Genomic DNA, 21,465 nt, shown 5'->3' with positions numbered 1-21,465 from the left:
GCTATGGGGGCGACGGCTGCTACACGGCGCCCTGCGTCCCCTTCAGTGACTGGCGCTGGCGCCAGGGGCGCAGCAACTTGTCCCGGCGCGGCCACAGCAGAGCACAGGCCAGCATCAGATAGATGAGGGGCTCCAGCCAGCCGCTCTTGACCGACCACCAGTAGTGCACCGGCACCAGCAGGGCCACCGCATAGATCCAGTTGTGCAGTCTCTGCCAGGCCGGCCCCATGGCCCGCAACAGGGCCGGGATCGAGGTGATGCTCAGGGCCAGCAATAGCAGCAGGGCCAGCGCCCCCAGCACGATATAGCTGCGCTTTACCAGTTCCCCCCCGATGAGCCCCCAGTCGAACTGCAGATCCAGCCCCAACCAGACCATAAAGTGCAAACAGGCCCAGGCTGCGCACCAGAGCCCGAGGGGGCGGCGCAGCTTGACGAGCTGACCCTGGCGCCAACGCTTGGCGAGCGGCGAGACCAGCAGGGTCAGCAGCAGCAAGTGCAGGGCGCCCTTGCCGAGGTAGTGGGTCAGCCCCTGTACCGGATCCCCCCCCAGCAGACCCGCCGGTACCGCATAGCCGAGCCAGAGCAAAAAGCCCAGCGAGGCCAGATGTACCAGGGCACGCAGCAGGGTGATGTGGCGCGCCGTCAGTCGCAATGTCATGTCAGCTCCTCCGCCTCAATACCATCTGCGCAGATCCATCCCCTGATAGAGGGAGGCCACCTCGTCGCCGTAGCCGTTGAACATCAGGGTCGGCTGACGCTTGGCCCCGAAGATGCCCCCCTCGCCGATGAAGCGCTCGCTGGCCTGGCTCCAGCGCGGGTGATCCACCTCGGGGTTCACGTTGGCATAGAAACCATATTCGTTCGGCGCCAGCAGGTTCCAGGTGGTGGGGGGCATCTCCTCCACCAGGCGGATGGAGACGATGCTCTTGATGCTCTTGAAGCCGTACTTCCAGGGCACCACCAATCGGATGGGCGCCCCGTTCTGCGCCGGCAGCGCCTTGCCGTAGAGCCCCATCGCGAGGAAGGAGAGGGGGTGCATGGCCTCGTCGAGGCGCAGACCCTCCACATAGGGATAATCGATGCCGCCGCCGAGGGAGCGGGAGGCCTGCCCCGGCAGCTGCTCGGGATCATAGAGGGTCTCGAAGGCCACGAACTTGGCGCGACTGGTAGGCTCGGCCCGGCGGATCAGATCCGCCAGCGGTATGCCGCTCCAGGGCAGCACCATGGACCAGGCCTCCACGCAGCGCAACCGGTAGATCCGCTCCTCCAGCGTGGTCTTGTTGATGAGATCCCACACATCCAGGGTAAAGGGCTTGGCCACCTCCCCTCCCACCTTCAGAGTCCAGGGCTCGGGCTTGAGGTAGTGGGCGTTGCGAGCGGGATCCCCCTTGTCGGTGCCGAGCTCATAGAAGTTGTTGTGGGTGGTGGCCTTCTCCTCCGGGGTGAGGATCAGCCCCTCTGGCCGGGCGGCGGCGCGGATGTCGAGCGGCCTGGCCGGGGTGGCGGGCATGTCCGGTTTCGAGCCGAAGAGATCCAGCAGACTTGCCTTGGCCGGGAAGGCCAGAGTTGCGGCGGCACCCAATCCCAGTCCCTTGAGGATGAGGCGACGATCCTGATAGACGGCTTCCGGCGTGACATCCTGTTCGGTGGGGTGATGAGAAGTACGGCGCTTGATCAACATGAAAAACTCCCGGGACGATGAGGCTGACAACCATAAGACCCGCCCCGGCCGAGTTTTATTTCACACAACATTACATGAGTTGATAAAGGGGCAGTGCCTTGGCCATGGTACCGGCCAGGAAGAGCACTACGAACACCAGCAGAGGAACGATCACGTTTGGCACCATCAGACTCACTCCATGAGCAGGACAGGGCCTCTAACTATGGTTCAAGGATTGCGGCGTCTCCAATGAATTTTTTTCGCGAGCGCAAGCGTATTCCCGGGTTGAAAAGAGTGACCGGGATCACACACAATTCCGCCCCCGCTTGCCGCCTCTCTGCCGCAGAGTAGGCTGCCTCCTTTTCCGGATTCAACCACTGAGAGTCACGCCATGAGCCCATTGATCGCCATCGCCATCACGACCGGGATCCTCTCCGCCGTCTGGGGCGGACTGGCCGCCGCCCTCGGCCTCATCACCTGGGTCGGTTTTCTCGGCTGCACCAGCTACTTCGCCTCGAGCGGCGGTTACAAGGCGCTGCTGCAGACCCTGCTGTGCAACGCCACCGGCATGCTGTGGGCACTCTTGCTGATCCACGGGGAGTCCTGGTGGGGCGCCGGCATGGCCGGCTATCTGATGACGGGGGTGGTCGCGACCCTGATGTGCGTGCAGGCGAAACAGCAGTGGCTCTCCTACATTCCCGGCACCTTCGCCGGTTGCTGCGCCACCTTCGGGGCGGCCGGCGAGTGGCGCCTCATTCTGCCTTCCCTGGTGATCGGTGCCCTGTTCGGCTACCTGATGAAGGCAAGCGGCCTCTGGCTCTCCCATAAAACCCAGAAGGCCCAGCCCGAGGTCGGCGTCACCGACCCGGCCTGAGCCTGCCAAGGTGACCGGTTCGGTCTGAAACAAGAGGGGCGGTCCGCCATCGACGGGCCGCCCCTCTGTCATTTATCCCTTCGACTTGAAGTTTGCTGCCTCGATACCGTGTCGATTCAATAGCTTGTAGAAGTCGGTGCGGTTTCTTCCCGCCATGTTGGCCGCCAGGGTCACGTTCCCCTCCGTGGTGCGCAGCAGGCGGATCAGATACTCCTTCTCGAACTCCGCCCGCGCCTCGTTGAACGAGGGAATGCCGCCACCGCCGCCACTCAGGGCGGATTCCACCATGGCGGCCCCAATCACCGGGCTGCAGCAGAGACTGGCGAGCTGTTCCACCACCCCGTAGAGCTGGCGTACGTTGCCGGGCCAGGCCGCCGCCGCCAGCATGGCCAGCGCTTCCGGCGAGAAGCCGAGGGCGGCGCAGTTGTCGTGGCGACTGCGATAGTCGTCCAGCGCCTGGCGCGCCAGCAGCGGGATGTCCTCGCTGCGGGCACTGAGAGGAGGCAGGGTGATGTTGGCCACGTTGAGGCGGTAGAAGAGATCCTCCCGAAAACGTCCCTCCTCCATGGCCGCCACCAGATCCTGATGACTGGAGCTGATGACCCGCACCTCGGGTGTGCCCTGGCCATATTCCGACAACACCTGCAGCAACTTGGCCTGCAGCGACTCCGACAGATCCCCGATTTCGTCGAGGAAGAGGGTACCGCCCCTGGCCTCGGCAAACAGGCCGGACTGGCCGTCCTCACCGAACAGTTGCAGGTCCAGCGCCCCCCAGGGCAGGGCGGCGCAGTTGATGGTATGGAGCGGCTTGTCGCGGCGGTGGCTGGCCTGATGCAGCGCCTGGGTCATGACCCCCTTGCCGGCGCCGGAAGGCCCCAGGATCAGAACGGGCACGTCCATGGTGGCGATGCTGCTCGCCTGGATAAGCAGCTGCTCCATCTGCGGGTTGCGTGTCTGGATGAGGGACTGCCACTCGTGCTGCTGCTTGGGTCGGGTCAGGCTCAGGGCGTGCTCTATGGTGACCAGCAACTCATCCTTGTCGATGGGCTTGGTGAGGAAGCTGAACACCCCTGAGCGGGTCGCCTGGATGGCATCGGGAATGGTGCCGTGGGCGGTCATGATGATGACCGGCATGCCGAGCCACTGGGACTGGATCCGCTCGAAGAGCGCCAGTCCGTCCATGCCCCCCATCCGCAGATCGCTCAGCACCAGGTCGGCCCGCTGCTGCCGCAGCCTGTCCAGGGCCCCTTCGGCACTGTCTGCGGTATCCACCTCATAGCCCTGGCTGCGCAGGCGCATGCTCATCAGCTTGAGCAGACTGGCATCGTCGTCCACCAGCAGAATGCGGCTCATGCTCTCACTCCCTCTGCGTGAAGAGCCGGGGGGATGACCCCGGCACAGGACCGGCGTGTCATGGCTGGCCCCCTCCATTGAGCTTACGCTCGTTGAGCTGCTCGTCGATGGCGGAAAGCTGTTCTATCTGGCGGCGCAGACGCTGCACCTCCTGGCTCTGGTCATCGCGACGACTGTCGCGCACCAGCAGCTCCTCGCCGAGGGCTATCCAGCTACGCAGGAAGGCCTGGGCATCCAGGCCGAGTTCGGGCAGGAGGGACTTGAGCTTGTCGAGTCCCGCCCGGCGGCTGGCCACCGACTCGGACGGATGGGTGTTGACCATGGCCAGGCTGACCCGGCTCTCGAGATCGGTGGCACCGGTCAGGCGCTGGCGCTCCTGCATCCGCTGCTGGGGATGACTGGCCAGCAGCCAGTCCGAGTACTGCAGGCGTACCTGCATCTCCTTGTTGGCAAACTCCATCCGCCTGGCGACCGCCTCCTGGGAGGGCTCGGTGAGGCTGCGGGATGGGAGCAGGGAGCAGCCCGCGAGCAGGCTCATCATCAACACGGGAACAACAAATCGTTTCATCTTGAATGTCACTTAGGATCCAAGGGGGAAAACAGGCATCCGCCCGTTCGTCTCAATAGTCAGTTGCAATGGACCGCCCCGGTATGAAGGGCAGTCGTCGGCACGGCTGATCCCGTCATGCCGCACCTTGTTTCAAATCCAGCCGGAAGCAGACATCTGCCTGCTCATCCTCGATCAGCCTGAGCTCGCCACCCAGACTCATCGCCGACTCACGGGCGATGGAGAGGCCCATCCCGGACCCCTTCAACAATCCCTGTCGTACTATGCTGCCCTGCTCAAAAGGCTCGAAGATCCGCTCCCGTTCATCCAGCGGGATGACGGGCCCCTCGTTGGCCACCTCCAGCCAGCCCCCATTGTCGCTCTGGCCGGCCCGGATCCAGATCTGCCCCCCCTTGGCGCCGTAGCTGACCGCGTTGGAGAACAGGTTGTCGAGGATGAGCCGCAGGCGATAGGGCTCGGCCTGCAGACTGATGGGGTCGGGCGGCAAGTGTACACTGATTTGCTTGGATTCCAGCGCCAACCGGTACTCTTCGGACAGATCGGACAGCAGAGGGGCCAGAGGCACCGCCGTCAGGCTGAACACCTCCTGCTGGCTCAGGCGATTGAAGTCGAGCAGGCGTTCGATCAGTGTCTGCAGCCGGCGGCTGTTCTCCTCCAGCATCTGGCAGATCTCCTGCTGATCCCCGTTGAGGGGCCCCACCAGCTGTTCGGAGAGCAGATCCGCCCCCTCCCGCAGCACCGCCAGCGGGGTCTTCAGCTCGTGGGAGACGTGGCGCAAGAACTGGTACTTCTGCTGTTCCAGCTCCTTGAGCTTGTCGTGCAGCCAGCTAATCCGCTCCCCCAGCAGCACCAGTTCGGCCGGGCCGTCCACCGGCCGAGGATCCGGCTCGACCCCGGCCCCCAGACTCAGGATCCGCGACTCAATCTGACGTACAGGGTGGATGATCAGGTAGGTAAAGAGCAGCACCAGCAGCAGGCTGAGCCCCACCACGAAGCCGCTGACCCACCAGATCTCCTGCTTCAGCTCCGCGATGGCGGCCCGCATGCGGGAGACATGATCATCAACCTGGCTTCGGGTGACGACCTCCAGCTGCTGGTTGAGCTCATTGAAACCGGTGAAGTTGGGGCTGGTCGCCTCCTGCCTGGCTTTGCCGAGATCCTGCAGGCCATCGAGCCAGGTGAGCGCGGCCTCGAGCTCGCCGTAGACCTCGGCATCCGGGATGGATTGCTGATGGATGCCGAGCAGCTCCCGATAGCGGGCCAGCTGCTGCTGATAGTTCGCCAGAATGCGCTCGTCCCCGAGCACGGCGTAGCGACGCAGGGTGCGCTCCAGGTCGATGGCCTGGGTGGTGAGCAGGGTCGCCCGGCGGGTATCCCGCACCGCGCGTTCCATCTCGTCGCTGGTCAACTGGCCCAGGTGGGAGAGCGCCTGGCTGTCGTGCCAGATCATGCCCCCCAGCGGCATCAGCACCAGCACGAAGCCCATCAATACCACCTGGAGCAGGGAGCGGGGGCGAACCTTGGTCATCTTCTGCTGTCTCGCGTCATCATGGGGGGCCAGCATATCCGCACAGCCCCAAAAAGCAAAACCGGCTTGGCAGCCGGTTTGATTGCTCTCAGGGGTGGGGTCACGCCAGACCGACGGACGCCACACAGATGACCATTATCACGGTCAGGGCTCCCGCTGCGGCCAACAGTGCCCATTTCATCTCCACGCTCATGCAAACCTCCTTTCTGCCAATCAGAGTTGGATCACAACAGATAATGACATGTTAATTCATAGTAAATCCGATATCCGTGAGCCGCGTATATATTTCAGACGAGACCAACCCAAGGAAGGGCAAGCATGTTTTACCTCTGTAGCATTGGATCCAACCTCGACCCGGCCCAGCACGTGAGCCAGGCCGTGGAACAATTGCTGGCACGCTTCGGGCGCCTGCGCCTGAGCTCGGTGATCCAGACCAAGCCGGTGGGTATGCAGTCGCGCCACGACTTTCTCAACTGCCTGTTCGTCGTACAGAGCGAACTCTCCGCCACCCAGCTCAAGGCCGAGTTTGTCACCATGGAGCTGACCCATGGCCGGGATCGCAACCACCCCCTGTGCAAGGTGGCGGACAGGCCGCTCGACATCGACATCCTCACCTGCGACGAGCGGGACGACTTCGCCAGCGCCAGGGTGGATGCCTACCTGGGCGACCTGCTGACCGAAATGTATCGGGGAGGGCACATCGATGCCGGCAAAGTGACGCTGAGCCTGCCTGGCAGCAAGGTGTTCGCGAAACAGGTCTTCGGCCACGCCCCCGTCGAGCTCAGCCAGCCCGAGACGCCCCCGCTCCCCGGCAATACCCAGCCGGAACTCCCCGCCAGGCAGACGACCATTCGGCACCACTGACAGTGCCATGCACTGAGGCGCCCGCAGGCGCCTCAGCCTTTTCCGGAAGCATGCCGTCTAGATGACGGCCAGGGACCGCCCCCCATCCACCCGGATACTGGCCCCGGTCATGTAGTCATTCTGTATCAGCAGTTGCACCGCCTGCCAGATGGGCTCGAGCCCCCCTTCCCTCGCCAGCGGCGTCTTGGCCAGCACCTGCTGGCGCCACGCTTCCCCGTGCTCGTCGAGAAACAGGATGGGCCCCGGCTCTATGGTGTTGACCCGCACCGCGGGCGCCAGCTCGCGGGCAAAGCTCATGGCGAGCGAATGGGCCCCCGCCTTGGTCGCCACATAGGCCGCAAACCGGGGGGCCGGCGCGTGGATGTAGATGTCGGTGACGTGGATGATGCCGGCGTTGGCGTTTTGGGCCAGCCGGGGGGCCAGCGCCCGATTCAGCTGGAAGGGGGCCGCCATGTGCACCCGGTAGAACTGCTCGAACTGGGCCAGCTGGGCCGACTGCTCGTCCGCCTGCGGCTCGAAGGCCGAGGCATTGTGGATGATCAACGCCAGATCCTGATGGGGTGCCAGCGTCGCTATCAGCCCGTCCACCTCCCCTTCCCTGGCGAAGTCCGCCTTGACCAGCTCCACCCCCAGGGCCCGCAGATGGGCCAGCTCGGGGCGCTCGCTGCGATAGCTGCCCGTCACTTGCCAGCCCGCCGCGACCAGCTGTTCGCACAGGTAAAACCCCAGTCGACGGCCACACCCTGTCACCAATGCCCGCATACCCTCTCCTTGTGGTTGTGCCCCCTCCCGATCCCGTGCCGGAACCGCGAAGGGGCAGCTCAGTGAATTACCTATCAATCTCTGCGGCCAAACCCATTGGCCCCTCGCCGGGCTGGCCGGGCATAGTGGCCCATCGACCCCTTATGGAGCCCCATCATGCTACAAGTTCGCGATCACATGCAGCGCCTCAACCACAGCCTCAGCCCGGAGCTCGGCCTGGCCGAGGCGCTTGACCGGCTCCATCAGGCGGACCTCGGCGGCCTGCCGGTACTGGACGACCGGCGGCACCTCATCGGATTCCTCTCCGAGCAGGACTGCATCCCCAGCCTGCTCACCGGCAGCTATCACTGCGACACCCGCACCCGGGTCGAGGATCTGATGAGCCGGGCACCGCTGTTCGTCGCCCCGGACGACAGCATCCTGGATCTGGCCCGCCAGATGACCGGCGCCAAACCCAAGGTCTATCCGGTTCTGGAAGGGGGCAAGGTGATCGGCATCATCAACCGTCGGCAGGTGATGCGAGCCCTCAACACCCAGATGAAGCAGTGTCAGGCGACCTAGCCGGGAGGGCGCTCCGCCCTCCTCATCGGACGGGCAGGCGTCACACCTTGCCCACCCTCCCCTCGACATCGCGACCGCCACGGTGTCAGACTCAGACCGAGACGATAGAGCCTGGGACCTACCCTGTCGAGGGCATCTCGTGCATTCCCATTTCAGGATTTGCCATTCGGGGTCGTCTCTAGTTAGATATCTGACGGTCACCACATCCCGTGCGCGTGACCCCCGCGTGCTCAGGAGATGTGACTTGCGAAGCTTGCTCGTGTTCTGCCTGCTGTTGCCCTGCTGGCTGTCGGCCAGGGAGCTGGTCATTGGCGGCATCCTCGAACCGCCCCTGAAGTGGCTCGATGCGCGCGGCCAGCCCAGAGGCCTGGATGTGGATCTGGTCAGCACCATTTTTGGCACCCTCCATGTCCCTATCAAGATAGAGCTGATCGACTCTGGGGCCAGGCTCACCCGCAATGCCGAGAACGGCCTCTATGACCTGTTGCTGACCCACTCCTACAAGCCGGAACGGGAACGCTACCTGCTCTACCCACAGCAGGCCCACATCCGCCATAGCTGGCACTTCTTCGTGCGCAAGGACTCCGCGGGGCAGATCCACTACGACCATCTGGCGGATCTCAAGCCCTGGCGCATCGGCGTCACCCGGGATTTCTCCTACACTCCGGAGCTCATGGCGGCCATGGTCGACCCTGCCTATCACTTCCAGGAGATCCCCATCAACCAGTTGCAGCTGCGCAAACTGATCGCCGGACGCATCGACGTGGTCCCCATGTCCCTGGTCACCGCCTTCGACCAGATCAGAAAGGAGGGGCTGGAGGGCAAGGTCGCCTACCTGCCAAAACCCCTCAAGACCAGCCCCTACTTCAATGTCTGGACCCGTGCCAGGGCCGATGCCGACACCCCGGCCCTGATGGCAGCCTACGATACCGAGTTGCTGCACATGAAGCAGGACGGCCGCCTCAAGGCCATCTACGACAAGTACGGCATTCCCTACCTCGAGCCCTGATCCGGCCCACACGACACGTCTCAGGGCTTCACGTCCCGCAGGATCGGGTTTTGCAGCGAGGTCAGTGTTTTGCGCGGGAGAGGGATCTCGCGACGCTCCTCCATACTCTGAGCCCCGGATGCCCTCCCGAGCACACCTCAGGGCTTCACATCCCGCAGGATCGGGTTTTGCAGCGAGATCAGCGTTTCGGTGGACTGGATCTCGTCGATGGTCTGGATCTTGTGGATCAGCACCGTCTGCAACTCGTCGATGGAGCGGGTCATCACCTTCATGAAGATGCTGTAGTGGCCCGTGGTGTAGTAGGCCTCCACCACCTCGTCCAGCGCCTGCAGCTTGGCCAGGGCCGAGGGGTAGTCCTTGGCGCTCTTGAGATTGATGCCGATGAAGCAGCAGACGTCATAGCCGAGCTTCTTGGGGTTCACCTGCACCCGGGTACCCTCGATGATTCCCGCCTGCTTCATCTTTTCCACTCGCACGTGAATGGTCCCCGGGCTGACCGCCAGCTGCTTGGCCAACTCGGCATAGGGGATCCGCGCATTGTCCATCAGGGCGGTCAGGATGGCCTGATCGAGATTATCGATCCGATAATTTTCTGACACTTTTTTGCACTCCCTTTGATGATATCTCATTAACAAGGCGATTATTTTGAAGAAAAAAATACATAAAGCCTATTTCTATTATCGAATATTGAATTTAGTTGGCAATCCGTTGAAGAATCATCGCATTCAACGGGTTCAAGACAGGTAATTCAGCATGAAACAGCACTACATTCGCAGCCAACAGCAGATCAGCTTCGTCAAAGAGATGTTCTCCCGCCAACTCGCATTGCAGCTCGGCCTGATGGAGGTACAAGCCCCCATTCTGAGCCGCGTCGGTGACGGCACCCAGGACAACCTCTCCGGCTGCGAGCATGCGGTGCAGGTCAAGGTGAAAACCCTGCCGGATCACAGCTACGAGGTCGTGCACTCCCTGGCCAAGTGGAAGCGCCAGACCCTGGGCCGCTTCGGCTTCGGCCCTGGCGAGGGCATCTACACCCACATGAAGGCGCTGCGTCCGGACGAAGACAGACTCAGCCCCATCCACTCCGTCTACGTGGATCAGTGGGACTGGGAGAAGGTGATGCCGAGCGAGCGCCGGGATCTGGCCTACCTGCAGGACACCGTGCACGGCATCTGGACCGCCATCAAGGCCACCGAGCGCGCCGTCTGTGCCGAGCACGACCTGACCCCCTTCCTGCCGAACGACATCCAGTTCCTGCACAGCGAAGAGCTGCTGACCCGCTACCCGGATCTCGACGCCAAGGGGCGTGAGCGCGCCATCGCCAGGGAGCTGGGGGCCGTCTTCCTCATCGGCATCGGCGGGGCCTTGTCCCATGGTGAGCGCCACGACGTGCGCGCCCCGGACTATGACGACTGGAGCAGCCACAGCGAGCTGGGTCTGGCGGGTCTGAACGGCGACATCCTGGTATGGAACCCGGTGCTGGAAGACAGCTTCGAGATCTCCTCCATGGGGATCCGCGTCGACGCCGACGCCCTGCGCCGTCAGCTCGCCATCACCGGTGACGAGGATCGCCTGCAGTACGACTGGCACCAGGATCTGCTGGCGGAGCGCATGCCCCAGACTATCGGCGGCGGCATCGGCCAATCCCGTCTGGCCATGCTGTTGCTGCAGAAGGAGCATATCGGCCAGGTCCAGGTCGGTGTCTGGCCGGCCGAGATGAAAGCCGCCGTTCAGGGCATGCTGTAACAAATGGAGGGCGTCCGGCCGGGTGAGGCGGACGCTGCAAGAGTGTGGCGGTGCGGACTGAACGAGCGCAGTCCGGACAGGCTGTAAGCAGAGTGGCCATCCTCGATGGTCCTCCGCGAAACCGGGGCTTGCCCCTGCGACCCGCTCAACCCACGCCAGGTCGCATCGAATACATTCCTCCCGGCAATCCTCGGATTGCCGTTTTTTTATTTCTGCTTCATGGATATGACAACGCCAGCCCGAGGGCTGGCGTTGTAAACACGGACAAAGGAGAGGTCACTGGTTCATGGTCAGGCCGTTGCTGTCTGCCCCGAGCACCAGCTTCTTGCCCGGAAGGATGCGACCGGAGAGCAGCGCCTGGGCCAGCGGGTTCTCCACCTTGTGCTGGATCGCACGCTTGAGGGGGCGCGCCCCGTAGACGGGGTCGAACCCGGCGTGGACCAGCTTGGTCAGCAGCTCCTCGGTCACCTCCACCTCGAAGCCCTGAGCCTCCAGGCGGCCCATCAGGCTCTTGAGCTGGATGCGGGCGATGGACTTGATGTGATCCTCGCCGAGGGGGTGGAACACCACTGTCTCGTCGATCCGGTTGATGAACTCGGGACGGAAGCTGCGGGTCAGCACCTCCATCAGCATGGCCTTCATCTCGTCGTAATCCTTCGCGCTGTGGTGCTCCTGAATGAGATCCGACCCCAGGTTGGAGGTCATGATCACCACGCTATTGCGGAAGTCCACGGTGCGGCCCTGGCCGTCGGTCAGGCGGCCGTCATCCAGCACCTGCAGCAGGATATTGAACACATCCGGGTGAGCCTTCTCCACCTCGTCCAGCAGGATCACCGAGTAGGGGCGACGGCGCACCGCCTCGGTGAGATAACCCCCCTCCTCGTAACCCACGTATCCCGGAGGCGCCCCCACCAGACGGGCCACGCTGTGTTTCTCCATGAACTCGGACATGTCGATCCGCACCATGGCATCCTGGGTATCGAACAGGAACTCGGCCAGCGCCTTGCACAACTCGGTCTTGCCCACCCCGGTGGGACCGAGGAACAGGAAGGAGCCGATGGGACGGTTCGGGTCGGACAGCCCGGCGCGAGAGCGGCGGATGGCGTTGGAGACGGCGTCCACCGCCTCCTCCTGGCCGATTACCCGGCTGTGCAGCTGATCTTCCATCCGCAGCAGCTTCTCCCGCTCCCCTTCCAGCATCCGCGCCACCGGAATGCCGGTCCAGCGCGCCAGCACATCCGCGATCTCCACATCGGTGACCCGGTTGCGCAGCAGGCTGGTCTCCTGCATCTCCGCCTGGGTGGCGAGGTCGAGCTGTTTCTCCAGCTCCGGGATGCGGCCGTACTGCAGCTCGGACATGCGGCCCAAGTCCCCTGCGCGGCGTGCCACATCGAGATCCTGGCGGGCCTGCTCCAGCGCCGCCTTGATGTGCTGGGTGCCGGCGAGGGCGGCCTTCTCGGCCTTCCACACCTCTTCCAGCTCGTTGTATTCCCTATCCTTTTCGCCGATCTCCTGATTGATGAGCTCCAGCCGCTTGCGGCTGGCGTCGTCGTCCTCCTTCATCAGCGCCTGCTGTTCGAGTTTCAGCTGGATGATGCGCCGCTCGAGCCGGTCGAGAGACTCGGGCTTGGAGTCGATCTGCAGCCGGATGCTGGCCGCCGCCTCGTCGATGAGGTCGATGGCCTTGTCCGGCAGCTGGCGATCCGCGATGTAGCGGTGGGACAGCTGGGCTGCCGCGACGATGGCAGGATCGGTGATCTGCACGTGGTGGTGCAGCTCGTAACGCTCTTTCAGGCCGCGCAGGATGGCGATGGTGTCTTCCACGCTCGGCTCTTCCACCAGCACCTTCTGGAAGCGGCGCTCCAGGGCGGCATCCTTCTCGATGAACTGGCGATATTCATCGAGCGTGGTAGCCCCGACGCAGTGCAGCTCGCCGCGAGCCAGCGCAGGTTTCAGCATGTTGCCCGCGTCCATGGCCCCCTCGCCCTTGCCGGCACCGACCATGGTGTGCAGCTCGTCGATGAAGAGGATGACGTTGCCCTCCTCCTTCGCCAGATCGTTCAGCACGGCCTTGAGGCGCTCTTCGAACTCACCGCGGTACTTGGCACCGGCCACCAGGGCTCCCATGTCGAGGGACAGGACCCGCTTGTTCTTGAGCCCTTCCGGCACCTCGCCGTTGACGATGCGCTGGGCCAGCCCCTCGACGATGGCGGTCTTGCCGACGCCGGGGGCACCGATCAGCACGGGGTTGTTCTTGGTGCGGCGCTGCAGTACCTGGATGGTACGGCGAATTTCGTCATCGCGGCCGATCACCGGGTCGAGCTTGCCGATCTCGGCCCGCTCGGTGAGATCGATGGTGTATTTCTCCAGCGCCTGGCGGTTCTCCTCGGCGTTGGCGTCATCCACCTTCTTGCCGCCGCGCACCTTGTCGATGGCGGCTTCCAGTTTCTCCTTGGTCAGCCCCTGGGCACGCAGCAGCTCGCCCAGGGTCCCCTTCTCGTCCAGGGCCGCCAGCACGAAGAGTTCGGACGAGATGAACTGATCCTTGCGCTGCTGGGCCAGCTTGTCACAGACGTTGAGCAACCGGCCGAGGCCGTTGGAGAGCTGGACGTCCCCCTCCACGCCGCTGACGCGGGGCAGGCGGTCGAGCTCCTCGCCAAGGCGAGAACGCAGGGCATTGATGTCCATCCCGGTCAGGGTCAGCAATGGACGAATGGAGCCGCCATCCTGGTTGATCAGGGCAGACATCAGGTGGACGGGTTCGATGAATTGATGGTCACGGCCCAGAGCCAGAGACTGGGCATCGGAAATAGCAATCTGGAATTTGCTGGTCAGGCGATCGAGGCGCATTGCACTCCCCCTTCAAACAGACGCCGCTTGCGCGGCAACGACATAACTTTCTGAGATGAAAGATGAGGCCCGTACGGACTATTTCAAGGGGTGAGTCTGGTTATTTTTTCTGCAGATGCAGGCGTGAGGGGATCACGGCCCCTTGGCAAACAAGGGGCCGCTGAGTGTTTATTCGGCCAGCCAGATAATCGAGGCCATGCGGCCGGTCTGGCCGTCGCGACGATAAGAGTAGAACTGCTCGCTGTCGCTGAAGGTACAGCATTCGCCGCCATAGATGGCGGTGACGCCGGCGCGGGCGAGGCGCAGCCGGGCCAGCCGGTAGATGTCCGCCAGCCACTTGCCCTCGTTGGGGGATGGCACGAAGGCCGCCACCGCCTCGGCCTGCTCCGCCAGAAAGGCGTCGCGCACCTCGCCACCCACCTCGAACGCCGTGGGGCCGATGGCGGGGCCGAGCCAGGCCAGGATCTCGGCCGGCTCGCAGCCCATGGCATTAATGCTCTCCTCCAGCACACCGGCATGCAGCCCGCGCCAGCCGGCATGGGCGGCGGCTACCCGGGTACCGGCGCGATCGCAGAACAGCACCGGCAGGCAGTCGGCGGTCATCACGATACAGGCCAGCCCCGCTTCATGGGCGCAGGCGGCGTCCGCATCCGGCGCACGCTCATACCGGTCGCTGACCGGATGCACGGCGATGCCATGCACCTGGTTGAGCCAGTTGAGGGGGCCAGGGATCGCGGCTTCCTGCTGCAGCCGGGCCCGGTTGGCCTCGACACGCGCGGGTTCGTCCCCCACGTGGGCCCCCAGATTGAGGCCGGCGAAGACCCCCTCGCTCACGCCCCCGTCCCGGGTGGTCGACAGGGCCCTGACATTGCCCGGTGCGGGCCAGTCGGGTTGGATCCAGTTCATCTGCGACTCCTTCACTTCACGAATATGAAAACGGGGCTCCTAGAGAAGGAGCCCCGCTTGATGCGTCATCCAGACCCGCTTACGGCAGGAATCGACGCAGGTCCGACGAAATCAGTTCCAGACCAGATCGTCCGGATTGGCCAGGGTGTCGGCCCGCAGCACTTCCATCAGCTCCACCATGTCCTGGGGCGTGGGGGAGTGCCACTCCATCACTTCACCCGTGATGGGGTGGGCCAGCTTCAGCATGGTCGCGTGCAGCGCCTGGCGGTGGAAGTTGCGCAGGGCCTGAGTCAGCTCCGGGGTGGCATTGCGCAGCAGGCGAAGGCGGCCACCGTAGGCCGGATCCCCCACCAGGGGATGCTTGATGTGAGCCATGTGGACACGGATCTGGTGGGTACGACCGGTTTCCAGACGCAACCGCAGACGGGTGTGACCACGGAACTTCTCGTGCACCCGGTAGTGGGTGACGGACTCGCGGCCATTGGGCACCACAGCCATGTGGGTACGCTGGGTCGGGTGGCGGCCGATGGGGGCATCGACGGTGCCGCCGGCAGTCATGTGACCGATGGCGATGGCTTCGTACTCACGGGTGATCTGGCGCGCCTGCAGCGCCTCCACCAGGTGGGTCTGGGCCGGAATGGTCTTGGCGACCACCATCAGGCCGGTGGTGTCTTTATCCAGACGGTGCACTATGCCGGCACGGGGCACCTCGGCGATGCCGGGGTAGCGGTGCAGCAGGGCGTTGAGCACGGTGCCGTCCGGGGTGCCGGCGCCCGGGTGAACCACCAGGCCAGCCGGCTTGTCGATCACCAGGATGTGTTCATCTTCATAGACGATGTTCAGCTCGATGTTCTGGGCATCCCAGCGGGTATCGTCTTCCAGTTCGACATTCACATGTACCTGCTGCCCGGCCACCACTTTCTCGCGCGGGGTATTGGCAACCTGACCGTCCAGGGTCACTCTGTCCTGTAAAATCCACTCCTTGATGCGGGTCCGGGAGTAGTCGGGAAACAATTCGGCCAGGGCCTGGTCGAGTCGCTGCCCGAATTGGTGATCCTGAAATTCGCCTGTCAGTTCAATATGCTGGCTCATGTATGGTCTCTTGAGCGGGGGTATCAATTCGAAATAATCCGGGTATTCTAGCTTTTCTTTTAGCCAAGCATAACGGATACTTTGCCAATTTCGTGGAAATGGACCGGATGTTGTTGATGGGAAAGAAGTCTCACCTGCTGATGTCGCTCGCCTTGGTTGCCACCCTGATCACAGGCTGTTCCAGCACCAAACCCAAGGTTCCCGATGAACCGCCGGAAGTTCTGTATCAGAAGGCCCGCCTCAAACTGGATACTGGCAACTACCTGAACGCCATCGAATTGCTGGAGGCGCTGGACTCCCGTTATCCGTTCGGTGCCTATTCCAGCCAGGTGCAGCTCGATCTCATCTATGCCTACTACAAGCAGGACGACACCGCCCAGGCGATCGCCAACATCGACCGCTTTATCCGTCTGAATCCGGCGCACAAGAACATCGATTACGTCTTCTATATGCGCGGTCTGACCAACATGGCGGCGGACTACAACTTCTTCCAGGACTTCCTGGGCATCGATCGGGATGACAAGGACCCCTCCTACGCCCGTCAGGCCTTCCAGGACTTCAAGACCCTGCTGCAGAACTATCCCAACAGCCAGTACGCCGCCGATGCCCGTGCCCGCATGATCGGTCTGAAGAACCGTCTGGCTCGCTACGATCTGAACGTGGCCGAGTATTACGTCAAGCGTGATGCCCTGATCGCCGCCGCCAACCGTGCCAAGCTGGTCGTCGAGACCTACCCCGACACCGCCGAGACCGAGAAGGCGCTGGAGATCATGGTCAACGCCTACGACACCCTCAAGATGCCGACCCTGGCCCGCCACGCTCGCGAAGTGCTGGCCAAGAACTACCCGGACAATCGCCTCGGCCGCGGCTGAATAGCGGATGGACAATAAAAAAACCGGAGCCACTGGCTCCGGTTTTTTTATGCCCGACGGTGGCCCCCCGAGGTTATTGGTGCTTCCCCTGCTGCTTGGCCCGCATGATGTTGATGATCTCGATGTCGGTATCCAGCATCCCCTCCCTGGAGAGACGCCCCAGGTTCGCGATGGTCTGATCCACGTCATCCGAGACGATCCCCTCGCTCTGGGGCACCCGCAGGTTGTTGATGGCCATGAGGGAGGATTTCACCGCCGCCGAGGTGGAGGTAGAGACCTTCATGGAGCAGGCACTCCCCGCCCCATCGCAGATGATGCCCGAGACGTCACCAATCATGTTGTTGATGCAGTGGCTGATCTGCTCGAACTGACCGCCCAGCAGCCAGGTGATGGCGGCGCCCGATCCCATGGCGGCGGTGCTGGCGGCACACAGGGCAGAGAGCTTGTTCTGGTAGGCCTTGATGTAGATGGCCACCAGGTGGCTCATCACCAGCGCCCGGGCCAGCTGCTCGTCATCGGCCTTGAGGAAGCGGGCGGCGGCGACCACCGGCATGGTGGCGGCAATGCCCTGATTGCCCGACCCCGAGTTGGACATGGCGGGCAGCATGGCGCCGTCCATCCGCGCATCGGAGGCGGCGGAGGAGAGACGCATAGCCAGGGTCATCAAGTCATCGGAGAGCAGCTTGCGCTCCACCTGTTCGGTCAGGATCTTGCCGATGCGCAGGCCATAGCCCTGCAGCCCTTCATCCGCCAGGGCCTGGTTCATGGTGGCCGCCTCGCGGATGAAGTCGATCTCGGCGAGCGGCGCCTGCAATGCGAAGTCGACGATCTCCCGCAGGGACATGGCGGGCTTGTCGGACTTCGCGGGCTGGATCTGCACACCCGGGGCGCTGTCCTGCGCCATCAACACCTCGCCATCCTTCTCCATCAGCACGATGCGGGTGTGATCCGTGCAGATCACCACCCGGGCACTGTGGCCCTCCACCTCCGCCAGCACCTCGGCGTAGAGGACATCAGGCACGTCCTTCACGTCCACCGTGATGGTCGGCAGCAGTGCCCTGGCTGCCTCGACCTGCTCGGCGGTGAGTCCCTTGAGCACCTCCAGCCCGGCATCCGGGTTGCCCCCGGTGATGCCGACGGCCGCCGCTACCGGCAGGCCTATCATGCCGGTGCCGGGCACCCCGACCCCCATACCGTTCTTGAACAGATTGCCGCTGACCCAGACGCTGGTGCGGGTCGGCGCCTGTCCCAGCAGCTTGCGGCAGTTGGCCGCCGCAAGGGCGACCGACATGGGTTCGGTACAGCCCAGGGCCGGCACCACTTCACGCTTGAGCAGGGTAATAAAGTCGGTCCATTGTGCTTTCATCTGTGGTTTCTCTGGTTCACTGTGCCGCGGGCATCTCTTCACGGTGTCGGGTCAGGCCTCGGGGTAGCCCGCCGGGCACCCGGTTCATGCAACTTGATTTGATTCTAACGGGGTGGGCATCAACTAAAATTGAACCTCCCCGCCTTTTGCCGCCATTATGCCTTCCCTCTGGGGCAAGGTCACCGGATTGCTGAGCCGCGCCGACGGGCATGTCTCGTCATGTCAACCGAACCTCTTTGTCATCAATGCCTTGCCTCCGGTAAAAACAGGCAATAAAAAAAGGAGGCCGAAGCCTCCTCTTTGTTTCATCCCAGCGACGCTTAGAGCGCCTTCAGGATGGCCTCGACGCTGGCCTTGGCATCGCCAAACAACATCTGGGTGTTGTCCTTGAAGAACAGCGGGTTCTGCACACCGGCGTAGCCAGTGTTCATGGAGCGCTTGAAGCCGATGACGTTCTGCGCCTTCCACACTTCCAGCACCGGCATGCCGGCAATGGGGCTGCCCGGATCTTCCATGGCGGCCGGGTTCACGGTGTCGTTCGCACCGATCACCAGCACCACGTCGGTGTCGCCGAAGTCCTCGTTGATCTCGTCCATTTCCAGCACGATATCGTAGGGAACCTTGGCTTCCGCCAGCAGCACGTTCATGTGACCAGGCAGACGACCGGCAACCGGGTGAATACCGAAGCGCACCTTGACGCCGCGGTCACGCAGCTTCTGGGTGATCTCGGCCACCGGGTACTGAGCCTGCGCCACCGCCATGCCATAGCCCGGGGTGATGATGACGGAGTGAGCGTTCTTCAGCATGTCCGCCACGTCTTCGGCGTTGGTCTCGCGGTATTCGCCCAGCTCCTGCTCGGCGGTGGAGGCCACGCCGTCGGAGCCGAAGCCACCAGCGATCACGGAGATGAAGGAGCGGTTCATCGCCTTGCACATGATGTAGGACAGGATGGCACCGGAGGAGCCCACCAGGGCACCGGTGACGATCAGCAGGTCGTTGGAGAGCATGAAGCCCGCCGCCGCCGCCGCCCAACCGGAGTAGGAGTTCAGCATGGAGACCACCACCGGCATGTCGGCGCCGCCGATGGAGGCCACCAGGTGCCAGCCGAAGGCGAAGGCGATCAGAGTCATTACCAGCAGGGCGAAGGTGGAGCCACCCGCGTTGACGAAGTGGATCATCAGCACCAGGGACACGATCACGGCCAACAGGTTCAGCTTGTGGCGGTGCGGCAGCATCAGCGGCTTGGAAGAGATGAGGCCACGCAGCTTGCCGAACGCCACCACGGAACCGGTGAAGGTCACCGCACCGATGAAGACGCCCAGGAACACTTCCACCAGGTGGATGTTCAGCATGGCGCCGGAGAGGTGCTCGACCTGGGCGACACTGGCCGCCTGCTCGAACGCCGCCCGGGCGGCTGCCAGGGTCGCATCCAGGTTGGAACCGACGGAGACGACGACTTCAGCCGGCGCAGAGGGGTGCAGATCGATGAAGCTGTTGAAGCCCACCAGCACGGCCGCCATGCCCACGAAGCTGTGCAGCACGGCCACCAGCTCGGGCATCTCGGTCATCTCGACCTTGAGCGCCAGACGCACGCCGATGGCGCCGCCGATGACCATGGCCAGGATGATCCAGTGAACGCCACTGGTTTCCGGGTTGAAGACGGTGGCGAGCAGGGCGATGGCCATGCCCGCGATACCGAACAGGTTGCCATGCTTGGCCGTTTCTTGCTTCGACAGTCCCGCGAGACTGAGGATGAAGAGCACGGCGGCAACGATATAGGATGCTGTTACCAGTCCTTGAGACACGTTAAACCCCCTTAATCCTTACGGAACATCTTCAGCATGCGCTGGGTGACGGTGAAGCCACCGAAGATGTTGATACTGGCAATCAGCACGGCCACGAAGGCCAGAACGGTGACCAGGGTCGACCCTTGCCCAATCTGCAGCAGGGCACCGACCACGATAATGCCGGAGATGGCATTGGTGACCGACATCAGCGGCGTGTGCAGGGCGTGAGAGACATTCCACACCACGTAGTAACCGACCACACAGGCCAGGATGAAGACGGTGAAGTGGGACAGGAAGGCGGCAGGCGCCACGGCAGCAACCCAACCGAAGGCGGCGATGCCGAGGGCACCGAACACGAACTTCTTGTTGGAGGGCTTGGCCTCTTCCTTCTTGGCGGCCACTTTGGCGGCAGCCGGTTTCTGCGGAGCGGCAGAGACGGAGATCGCGGGGGGCGGGAAGGTCACTTCACCGGCCTGGACCACGGTCATGTTGCGCTGCACCACGTCTTCGAAGTCGATGGCGACGTTGCCGTCCTTCTCCTTGCACATCAGCTTCATCAGGTTGACCAGGTTGGTCCCGTAGAGCTGGGAGGATTGGGCAGGCAGACGACCCGGCAGATCGGTGTAGCCGATCACCTTGACGCCGCTGTCGGTGACATGCAGTTCACCCGGCACAGTGTATTCGCAGTTGCCGCCGGCCTGGGCCGCCATGTCCACGATGACGGAGCCCGGCTTCATGCTGTCCACCATCTCTTTGGTGATCAGCTTCGGAGCCGGCTTGCCCGGGATCAGGGCGGTAGTGATGATGATGTCCACTTCCTTCGCCTGCTGGGCGAACAGCTCCATCTCGGCCTTGATGAACTCTTCGCTCATCACCTTGGCGTAACCATCGGAGGAGGAACCATCCTCGCCACCGAAGTCCAGCTTGAGGAATTCCCCACCCATGGACTCGATCTGCTCGGCCACTTCCAGACGGGTGTCGAACGCACGCACGATGGCACCGAGGGAACCGGCAGTCCCGATGGCGGCCAGACCGGCCACGCCGGCACCGATGACCAGCACCTTGGCGGGCGGTACTTTACCGGCGGCGGTGATCTGCCCGGTGAAGAAGCGACCGAACTGGTGCGCGGCTTCGACCACGGCGCGATAGCCACCGATGTTGGCCATGGAAGAGAGGGCATCGAGGGACTGGGCACGGGAGATCCGCGGTACCATGTCCATCGCCATCACATTGATGTTGCGCTCGGAAAGCTTCTTGACCAGCTCGGGGTTCTGGGCAGGCCAGATGAAGCTCACCAGGGTGGCACCATCCTTAATTTGTGCGATTTCGGCCTCGGTCGGCGCGTTGACCTTGAAGATAAGGTCGGCTTGCCAGACGTTCGGTACCACGCTGGCACCGGCAGCCTCGAAGGCGGCATCGTCGAAGCTGGCTCGCAGGCCGGCACCGGCCTCGATGGCAACCTCGAAGCCGAGCTTTTTCAGCTGCTCGACGGTAGCCGGGGTCGCTGCGACCCGGGTTTCACCGGCGAGACTCTCTCTCGGTATTCCAATCTGCATGACTATTCCCTGATGGTTAATAAACAATCATTGCCCAGTCTCTCATGTCTGAGGGGACAAGGCATGATCAAAGTGCAGGTCACGGGCCCTTTGTTATGAAAATCAGCAGGC

General features: G+C 63.2%; 20 protein-coding genes. 6 read left to right on the top strand and 14 right to left on the bottom strand.

The window, feature by feature from the left end:
- Positions 1 to 19: 19 nt before the first annotated feature.
- Together J9885_RS19735 and msrP are read right to left on the bottom strand one after the other, a co-directional pair.
- Positions 20 to 658: a protein-methionine-sulfoxide reductase heme-binding subunit MsrQ gene (locus J9885_RS19735; protein ID WP_210550503.1), complete on the bottom strand. Its 639-nt coding sequence runs from the start codon at positions 656 to 658 to the stop codon at positions 20 to 22.
- A gap of 15 nt (positions 659 to 673) precedes the next feature.
- Complete coding sequence (gene msrP, locus J9885_RS19730; RefSeq protein WP_210550502.1) at positions 674 to 1,681, bottom strand: protein-methionine-sulfoxide reductase catalytic subunit MsrP; 1,008 nt, start codon at positions 1,679 to 1,681, stop codon at positions 674 to 676.
- Positions 1,682 to 2,051: 370 nt separating this feature from the next.
- Between msrP and J9885_RS19725 the strand changes: the two genes are divergently transcribed.
- The gene (locus J9885_RS19725; RefSeq protein ID WP_043763991.1) at positions 2,052 to 2,534 is read left to right on the top strand and encodes a DUF1097 domain-containing protein; all 483 of its coding nucleotides are present in this window, start codon (positions 2,052 to 2,054) and stop codon (positions 2,532 to 2,534) included.
- 72 nt (positions 2,535 to 2,606) lie between these two features.
- Here the strand turns inward: J9885_RS19725 and J9885_RS19720 are convergent, their stop codons facing one another.
- From J9885_RS19720 to J9885_RS19705, 4 genes are all read right to left on the bottom strand, one after another.
- Positions 2,607 to 3,887, bottom strand: coding sequence for a sigma 54-interacting transcriptional regulator (locus tag J9885_RS19720; protein WP_043763992.1), 1,281 nt, complete (start codon positions 3,885 to 3,887; stop codon positions 2,607 to 2,609).
- A 58-nt stretch (positions 3,888 to 3,945) separates the two neighbouring features.
- Positions 3,946 to 4,455 (bottom strand): hypothetical protein, encoded by a 510-nt coding sequence (locus J9885_RS19715; RefSeq protein WP_043763994.1) that lies wholly within the window; start codon positions 4,453 to 4,455, stop codon positions 3,946 to 3,948.
- Positions 4,456 to 4,570: 115 nt separating this feature from the next.
- Positions 4,571 to 5,983, bottom strand: a complete 1,413-nt coding sequence (locus J9885_RS19710) for a HAMP domain-containing sensor histidine kinase (RefSeq protein ID WP_210550501.1) — start codon at positions 5,981 to 5,983, stop codon at positions 4,571 to 4,573.
- 100 nt (positions 5,984 to 6,083) lie between these two features.
- The gene (locus J9885_RS19705; RefSeq protein WP_231557863.1) at positions 6,084 to 6,164 is read right to left on the bottom strand and encodes a YnhF family membrane protein; all 81 of its coding nucleotides are present in this window, start codon (positions 6,162 to 6,164) and stop codon (positions 6,084 to 6,086) included.
- Between the two features lie 137 nt (positions 6,165 to 6,301).
- Here J9885_RS19705 and folK point away from each other — a divergent pair, with 137 nt between their 5' ends.
- Positions 6,302 to 6,847, top strand: a complete 546-nt coding sequence (gene folK, locus J9885_RS19700) for a 2-amino-4-hydroxy-6-hydroxymethyldihydropteridine diphosphokinase (protein WP_210550500.1) — start codon at positions 6,302 to 6,304, stop codon at positions 6,845 to 6,847.
- 57 nt (positions 6,848 to 6,904) lie between these two features.
- Here the strand turns inward: folK and J9885_RS19695 are convergent, their stop codons facing one another.
- Positions 6,905 to 7,609, bottom strand: a complete 705-nt coding sequence (locus J9885_RS19695) for an SDR family oxidoreductase (RefSeq protein ID WP_210550499.1) — start codon at positions 7,607 to 7,609, stop codon at positions 6,905 to 6,907.
- Between the two features lie 156 nt (positions 7,610 to 7,765).
- On the opposite strand from J9885_RS19695, the gene J9885_RS19690 reads away from it, so the two are divergent.
- A complete protein-coding gene (locus tag J9885_RS19690) occupies positions 7,766 to 8,170 on the top strand; it encodes a CBS domain-containing protein (protein ID WP_210550498.1) in 405 nt (134 codons plus the stop codon).
- Between the two features lie 244 nt (positions 8,171 to 8,414).
- Positions 8,415 to 9,179 carry a transporter substrate-binding domain-containing protein gene (locus tag J9885_RS19685; RefSeq protein ID WP_210550497.1) on the top strand — a complete coding sequence of 255 codons (765 nt, stop codon included), beginning with the start codon at positions 8,415 to 8,417 and terminating at the stop codon, positions 9,177 to 9,179.
- 137 nt (positions 9,180 to 9,316) lie between these two features.
- Here J9885_RS19685 and asnC read toward each other — a convergent pair whose 3' ends face one another.
- Entirely contained in the window at positions 9,317 to 9,778 is a 462-nt protein-coding gene (gene asnC / locus J9885_RS19680; protein WP_134694291.1) for a transcriptional regulator AsnC, read from the bottom strand.
- Between the two features lie 154 nt (positions 9,779 to 9,932).
- Here asnC and asnA point away from each other — a divergent pair, with 154 nt between their 5' ends.
- The gene (asnA, locus tag J9885_RS19675) at positions 9,933 to 10,925 is read left to right on the top strand and encodes an aspartate--ammonia ligase (protein WP_210550496.1); all 993 of its coding nucleotides are present in this window, start codon (positions 9,933 to 9,935) and stop codon (positions 10,923 to 10,925) included.
- Positions 10,926 to 11,201: 276 nt separating this feature from the next.
- On the opposite strand, the gene clpB is transcribed toward asnA, so the two are convergent.
- The 3 genes from clpB to rluD form a co-directional block, all read right to left on the bottom strand.
- The gene (gene clpB / locus J9885_RS19670) at positions 11,202 to 13,775 is read right to left on the bottom strand and encodes an ATP-dependent chaperone ClpB (RefSeq protein WP_210550495.1); all 2,574 of its coding nucleotides are present in this window, start codon (positions 13,773 to 13,775) and stop codon (positions 11,202 to 11,204) included.
- Between the two features lie 168 nt (positions 13,776 to 13,943).
- Positions 13,944 to 14,681, bottom strand: coding sequence for a peptidoglycan editing factor PgeF (pgeF, locus tag J9885_RS19665; protein WP_210550494.1), 738 nt, complete (start codon positions 14,679 to 14,681; stop codon positions 13,944 to 13,946).
- 111 nt (positions 14,682 to 14,792) lie between these two features.
- Positions 14,793 to 15,773, bottom strand: a complete 981-nt coding sequence (gene rluD / locus J9885_RS19660) for a 23S rRNA pseudouridine(1911/1915/1917) synthase RluD (protein ID WP_134694287.1) — start codon at positions 15,771 to 15,773, stop codon at positions 14,793 to 14,795.
- Positions 15,774 to 15,889: 116 nt separating this feature from the next.
- Here rluD and J9885_RS19655 point away from each other — a divergent pair, with 116 nt between their 5' ends.
- Entirely contained in the window at positions 15,890 to 16,645 is a 756-nt protein-coding gene (locus J9885_RS19655; protein WP_043764005.1) for an outer membrane protein assembly factor BamD, read from the top strand.
- Positions 16,646 to 16,718: 73 nt separating this feature from the next.
- On the opposite strand, the gene J9885_RS19650 is transcribed toward J9885_RS19655, so the two are convergent.
- From J9885_RS19650 to J9885_RS19640, 3 genes are all read right to left on the bottom strand, one after another.
- On the bottom strand, positions 16,719 to 18,011 hold the full coding sequence (locus J9885_RS19650; RefSeq protein WP_134694286.1) for an L-serine ammonia-lyase, iron-sulfur-dependent, subunit alpha: 1,293 nt from the start codon (positions 18,009 to 18,011) through the stop codon (positions 16,719 to 16,721).
- Between the two features lie 320 nt (positions 18,012 to 18,331).
- Positions 18,332 to 19,816: a Re/Si-specific NAD(P)(+) transhydrogenase subunit beta gene (gene pntB, locus J9885_RS19645; protein WP_210550493.1), complete on the bottom strand. Its 1,485-nt coding sequence runs from the start codon at positions 19,814 to 19,816 to the stop codon at positions 18,332 to 18,334.
- Between the two features lie 11 nt (positions 19,817 to 19,827).
- The gene (locus J9885_RS19640; RefSeq protein WP_043764008.1) at positions 19,828 to 21,354 is read right to left on the bottom strand and encodes a Re/Si-specific NAD(P)(+) transhydrogenase subunit alpha; all 1,527 of its coding nucleotides are present in this window, start codon (positions 21,352 to 21,354) and stop codon (positions 19,828 to 19,830) included.
- Positions 21,355 to 21,465: the final 111 nt, after the last annotated feature.

It is taken from the genome of Aeromonas sp. SrichE-2G, from assembly GCF_017939565.1.
Lineage (GTDB): Bacteria > Pseudomonadota > Gammaproteobacteria > Enterobacterales > Aeromonadaceae > Aeromonas > Aeromonas taiwanensis.
This window is presented reverse-complemented; position numbering and strand designations above follow the sequence as displayed.

What these genes read in the sequence shown, in the direction of transcription:
- J9885_RS19725 (WP_043763991.1), top strand. Translation starts at nt 2,052, where the DNA reads ATGAGCCCATTGATCGCCATCGCCATCACGACCGGGATCCTCTCCGCC.
- J9885_RS19705 (WP_231557863.1), bottom strand. Translation starts at nt 6,164, where the DNA reads ATGAAATGGGCACTGTTGGCCGCAGCGGGAGCCCTGACCGTGATAATG.
- msrP (WP_210550502.1), bottom strand. Translation starts at nt 1,681, where the DNA reads ATGTTGATCAAGCGCCGTACTTCTCATCACCCCACCGAACAGGATGTC.
- pgeF (WP_210550494.1), bottom strand. Translation starts at nt 14,681, where the DNA reads ATGAACTGGATCCAACCCGACTGGCCCGCACCGGGCAATGTCAGGGCC.
- asnA (WP_210550496.1), top strand. Translation starts at nt 9,933, where the DNA reads ATGAAACAGCACTACATTCGCAGCCAACAGCAGATCAGCTTCGTCAAA.
- J9885_RS19695 (WP_210550499.1), bottom strand. Translation starts at nt 7,609, where the DNA reads ATGCGGGCATTGGTGACAGGGTGTGGCCGTCGACTGGGGTTTTACCTG.
- J9885_RS19720 (WP_043763992.1), bottom strand. Translation starts at nt 3,887, where the DNA reads ATGAGCCGCATTCTGCTGGTGGACGACGATGCCAGTCTGCTCAAGCTG.
- J9885_RS19650 (WP_134694286.1), bottom strand. Translation starts at nt 18,011, where the DNA reads ATGAAAGCACAATGGACCGACTTTATTACCCTGCTCAAGCGTGAAGTG.
- rluD (WP_134694287.1), bottom strand. Translation starts at nt 15,773, where the DNA reads ATGAGCCAGCATATTGAACTGACAGGCGAATTTCAGGATCACCAATTC.
- J9885_RS19710 (WP_210550501.1), bottom strand. Translation starts at nt 5,983, where the DNA reads ATGACCAAGGTTCGCCCCCGCTCCCTGCTCCAGGTGGTATTGATGGGC.
- folK (WP_210550500.1), top strand. Translation starts at nt 6,302, where the DNA reads ATGTTTTACCTCTGTAGCATTGGATCCAACCTCGACCCGGCCCAGCAC.
- J9885_RS19735 (WP_210550503.1), bottom strand. Translation starts at nt 658, where the DNA reads ATGACATTGCGACTGACGGCGCGCCACATCACCCTGCTGCGTGCCCTG.
- J9885_RS19655 (WP_043764005.1), top strand. Translation starts at nt 15,890, where the DNA reads ATGGGAAAGAAGTCTCACCTGCTGATGTCGCTCGCCTTGGTTGCCACC.
- J9885_RS19640 (WP_043764008.1), bottom strand. Translation starts at nt 21,354, where the DNA reads ATGCAGATTGGAATACCGAGAGAGAGTCTCGCCGGTGAAACCCGGGTC.
- clpB (WP_210550495.1), bottom strand. Translation starts at nt 13,775, where the DNA reads ATGCGCCTCGATCGCCTGACCAGCAAATTCCAGATTGCTATTTCCGAT.
- J9885_RS19690 (WP_210550498.1), top strand. Translation starts at nt 7,766, where the DNA reads ATGCTACAAGTTCGCGATCACATGCAGCGCCTCAACCACAGCCTCAGC.
- J9885_RS19715 (WP_043763994.1), bottom strand. Translation starts at nt 4,455, where the DNA reads ATGAAACGATTTGTTGTTCCCGTGTTGATGATGAGCCTGCTCGCGGGC.